The organism is Brachyspira pilosicoli (assembly GCF_019402445.1).
In the GTDB taxonomy this organism is placed as follows: domain Bacteria; phylum Spirochaetota; class Brachyspiria; order Brachyspirales; family Brachyspiraceae; genus Brachyspira; species Brachyspira pilosicoli_B.
Window position 1 is genome coordinate 1 of sequence record NZ_SRZM01000268.1, and the last position, 5,153, is coordinate 5,153.

Annotated in this window: 3 protein-coding genes; all 3 read right to left on the reverse strand. The window is 28.3% G+C overall.

Translation table 11 applies throughout. From position 1 onward, the window contains the following. Nucleotides 1-98 precede the first annotated feature (98 nt). Nucleotides 99-1,472 (reverse strand): alanine/glycine:cation symporter family protein, encoded by a 1,374-nt coding sequence (locus tag E6A48_RS08700; protein WP_219709758.1) that lies wholly within the window; start codon nucleotides 1,470-1,472, stop codon nucleotides 99-101. 79 nt (nucleotides 1,473-1,551) lie between these two features. After that, a complete protein-coding gene (gene alr, locus E6A48_RS08705) occupies nucleotides 1,552-2,658 on the reverse strand; it encodes an alanine racemase (RefSeq protein ID WP_219709760.1) in 1,107 nt (368 codons plus the stop codon). 158 nt (nucleotides 2,659-2,816) lie between these two features. Beyond that, the coding region (locus E6A48_RS08710; protein WP_219709762.1) for a methyl-accepting chemotaxis protein at nucleotides 2,817-5,153 on the reverse strand (2,337 nt) is incomplete at its 5' end.

Genomic DNA, 5,153 nt, shown 5'->3' on the forward strand with positions numbered 1-5,153 from the left:
GACTTCGTCAAAAGAACCAAAAAGTGCAAACATTTTAACTCTTCTGCAAATAAAAAAACACCCGCTTTTTACAGCGAGTGCTTTATTATTTATTACTTTTAGTCTTTCATAATTGTTGAAGTAGGATCTTGTAAATAATCTCTTGTTAGTTTAGCTACTTTTGGAGATAAAATTAAAAGACCTATTAAGTTTGGTATAGCCATAAGACCATTTAAAGTATCTGCTATAGACCATATTAAATCTAATTGAGCAACAGCACCTATTATACCAATAATTAAAAATATAATTCTATAAGCATAAGAAGCTATTTTGTTTCTTTTAGTGAGATAACCTAAAGCAACAACTCCATAATGTGACCAACCAACAAAAGTTGAGAAAGCAAATAATATTAATGATACAGTAAGTATTATAGAGCCAGCATGTCCTAAGTTAGAACCAAAAGAAGCGGATATTAATTCAGCACCGTTTAATTTAGTACCTTGATTAGCCTCTAAGAACATAATAGCCATAAGTCCAGTTAAAGTACAAACAAAGAAAGTATCAATAAGTACTTCAAATATTCCCCATAAACCTTGCTCTATAGGGTTTTTAGAGTTACTAGCACCATGAGCCATAGGAGCAGTACCTAAACCAGCCTCGTTTGAAAATACACCTCTAGCAAAACCAAATTTCATAGCTATCATTATAGAATATCCCATAAAACCAGCACCTACCTGTTTCAAATTAAAAGCTTCAGAGAATATTCTTTGAAAAGCATGAGGAATTTTATCTAAATTTAAAGCTAAAATAATAATACCAGCAACTAAATATATAACACACATAACAGGAACAAGTTTCTCTGTAACAGTAGCAATTCTTCTAATTCCTCCGATTATGATAATTGCAGTTAAAGCAACAACAACAACACCAGTAATAATTTTAGGTATACCAAAATTTTGATAAACAACAGCCGCCATAGCATTAGTTTGAGTCATGTTTCCTGCACCAAAACAAGCCAAAGCAGCAAAAGCAGCAAATATACTGCCAAGCCAAGGTAAATTAGCACCTTTAGATATATAATACATAGGTCCGCCATGGTGATGACCTTGATCATCTTTAACCCTGTAATGAACAGCTAATATAACCTCAGAGTATTTTGTAACCATTCCAAAAAAAGCAGCAAACCACATCCAAAATAAAGCACCAGGTCCTCCTGCTACTATTGCAGTAGTAACCCCAGCAATATTTCCAGTACCAACTGTACTTGCTAATGCTGTGCTCACCGCTTGAAAAGGGGTAATATTATCATCAGCATCTTGTTTTTTTGCTAAAGAACCAAAAGTATGTTTTACCCATAAAGGTATTTGTGTAATTTGCAAGAAACCAGTTCTAATACTTAAAAATATTCCAGTTCCAACCAATAGGGTTAGCATTACAGGTCCCCATACAAAACCGTTAATAATGCCGTTGATTTTTGCTATCATATCAACCATAATAATCTCCTTTTTTTAATTAGTTTATTTAAATTTTGATGTACTCCTTAAAATTATTTTTTATTAAAATATTTTTTCATTAATCTTTGTAAACTCTTTTAACTCTCTCACCAATGCGAACTAATACCTCATGACTTATACTCTCTATTTTTTGTGCCATAGTATTAGCATTAAGTCTCTCATCATCTCCAAATATTAAAACTTCATCTTCTTCTTTTATATTATCATTGTTTCCTATATCTACTATTATAATATCCATACATATCTTTCCTATTATAGGATAATATTTACCATTTATTTTTACTTCCCAATTATTAGAAAGCTTTCTTGATAGCCCATCAGCATATCCTATAGGTATTATAGCTATATTAGTGTCTTTATTGGCTTTCCATGTCATGCCATAAGAAACAGTTTCATTCTTCTTTATTTTTCTAGTTAAAATAACTTTAGATTTTAAATTTAATATTGGCTTAAATCCAAAGTCATACAGTTTCTCAGTATATCCATAAACTACTATACCCGCTCTAACCATATCAAAGTATGCATTTTTATAATAAAGCAATGCAGCAGAATTTGCAGTATGGGCATTATTTATGTTTATACCATTTGTTTTTAATTCATTTAAAACATCATTAAAAACTCTTATTTGATTTTCTGTAAACTCTTTAGATATATCATCAAATGCATCAGAAGCAGCATAATGAGTATTAATACCTTCTATCTCTAAAGTAGAGTATGATAAAACTTTTTTTGCTAAGTTTAATACATCTTTAGGCTTAGCCCCCATTCTGTTTAGACCAGTATCTACTTTGATATGCAGTTTTAACTTTTTATTATGCTTTTTCAAAAATCTATCATATTCATCTAAACATTCATCATTACTTATAATAGGTGTCAAATTATATCTGCAAACATCCTCTGCTTCATTTTTAAAATGCTGAAATAAAACAACTATTGGTGTTTTTATATGAGCCTCTCTTATCTTCACACCCTCTTCTACAGTAGCAACGCCTAATGCATCCACATTTAGCTTTTCTAATTGCTTCGACATACCTATAATACCATGCCCATAAGCATTAGCTTTTACTATGGTGAGTAATTTAGTATTTCTTGTCATAGAACGAATTATTTCTATATTGTTTCGTAATGCTTTTAGATCTATTTCTGCTATATTGTATAAGGACATTCTATCTCCTAAGCATACTCAAATTTTAGTATATATTTTTAATTTATTATTGTCAATACATATAATGAGTATTATTGTGAAATATAATATTATTAATAATATAATTAATTTTTAGATAAAAAGTAAAATATAATATAATAATATAATGTTTTTGTATATTAATAAAACATATCAGGATTTTTAAAGTCTTCTTTTAATATTTCAAGAACAGTATCCTCTTTAGAAAAACCATTTTTTTCAGTATTTGATAATTCTTTTTCTAATTCTTGTATTTCTACATCTATTTTACTTTCTGCTTCATTTATTTTATTAATATCTATATCTTTAGTATCAAATTCTTCTGTATCCAAATTTAATATTATATCATCAGGTTTTTCACTTTCTATATTATCAACATTTGTAATAAATCCAGACATAAGAGATTGGAATTTATTAAAACTTTCACTTAACTTACTAGTAACCATAAAGAAATCATGATTACTTTTAGCAGTTTTTACAGATAATTCATTTAAGAAAGCCATAGTGCTAACAACTTCAGTAGCTCCAACACTATTAGCCTCAATAATCTCAGCAACCTCTTTGTTAATTTGGTCTAATAAAGTAATTTGGCTATCTACCACATCACCACTGTTAATCTGCTCGCGTACATTTTCTTTAACACCCATAGTAATATTATTTAAGTGTTTAATAGTTTCAAGTATATCTCTACCACCTATTTCAAGTTCACTGTTTGCAGTATTAATTTCTGCAACAACCCTCGAAGTATTTTCAGACATATCAAGTATATTTTCAAGTGATTTTCCACTGTTATTTGCAAGTTCCACTGTTTCGTCTATTCTTTTAGTAATAGTTTTAATGATGTTTGTAATAGTTTTTGTGTTATCTGCAGTATGTTCTGCAAGTAGTCTAATTTCATCAGCAACTACAGAGAAACCTCTACCTTGCTCACCAGCATGTGCTGCTTCTATAGCGGCATTCATAGCCAAAAGGTTAGTTTGCTCAGCTATGCCTTGAATAACGTTAACTATCTCTTTAATTTGGTCAGAGCTTTCCTCAATACCTCTAACAGCTTCTATCACCTCATCTACCATATCACCACCATCATGAGCATCTATAAGTAATTTTTTTGAGAATGAGTGTGCTTTACTAATACTTTTAGCTACGCTTGTAATATTTGATATCATCTCTTCTATTGAAGAAGATGTTTGCTCTACTGCAGAAGCTTGCTTTTCCATATTGTCGCTTATTTTATAAATTGTTTGTAATAATTCTTCTACAGCAATGGAAGCTGATGAGAATGCATGTTTCTGCTGTTCTGAAGAGTTAGTAACGTTTTTAATAGAATTAATAATATTATTTACACTAGCTATATTTTCTGTAATACTAGCACTTTGGTCATTAACCATTTGAGCATTTGATTCTATTGCTCTGTCTATTAATTTTATTTCATTAAATACATTGTTACTTTCTGTTTTTAAATTTCCTATAATATCATCTAATCCATTAAGGAATAAGTTGAAGTTATATACCAACACTCCAATTTCATCATTATTTTTAGAATATATTCTCTTTCTTAAATCCCCTTTACCACCTATAAGACCTTTAGCAGATTCTGTAGCTGAATCTATAGGTTTAAATAATTGTCTTATAATATATAAATAAGTAGCTGAAACAACTAAGAATATTATTATAACTACAGATAATATTATTGATATATCTCTTTCTATAGCAGAGCTTTTTATTATGCTAGTAAGATCTTTATAATATACACCTATAATATTTAAATCTTTCATATAATACATCACAACCATAGTTCTATTGCCTGCTATATTAAGGATTGGAGGAACATAAAAATATTTACTGCCTAATTGAGATTCAAATTCTGTAGCATATTTTACTAAATCAGCAGAGTTTCTTCTTAACGCCAAATTAGCATTTTCTAATATATTACCATTGTCTGAACTTAATATTACATCTTTTGTATTAACGTCATAATATATATATGATAAATCTAAAAGAGATATATTTGTTATCATATTACTATAATAATTATTTATATTGATATCTGATATTATATATCCAGCTTGAGTATCATTTAAAGTTATTGGATAATGTGCAGATATATTAATATTATTTCTATCATTAGGTATTATTGATATAAAAAAATCTCTTCTTGTAGCATAGTTTTCTAATATAGGATGAGTAGTTAAACTATCAGCAGTTCTTACTGTATAAACATTACCATTAGATGATACATCTTTAGTTATAGTTATTGAGTATGGCAAGTTTGAATCTAAAAACTCTCTATCTATATTTATATAAATTGATTTGTAATTATTTTTTAATACTTTATCTATATAAGATAATCTATTTTCTAGCTCTGTTTTTAAAATATCTCTATTTTGAGTATATCTATTTGAATAAACGTTATTGATAACTCTATTATAAATATTTAAATCATTTTTTATATTATTATTTAATGAATATATATTATT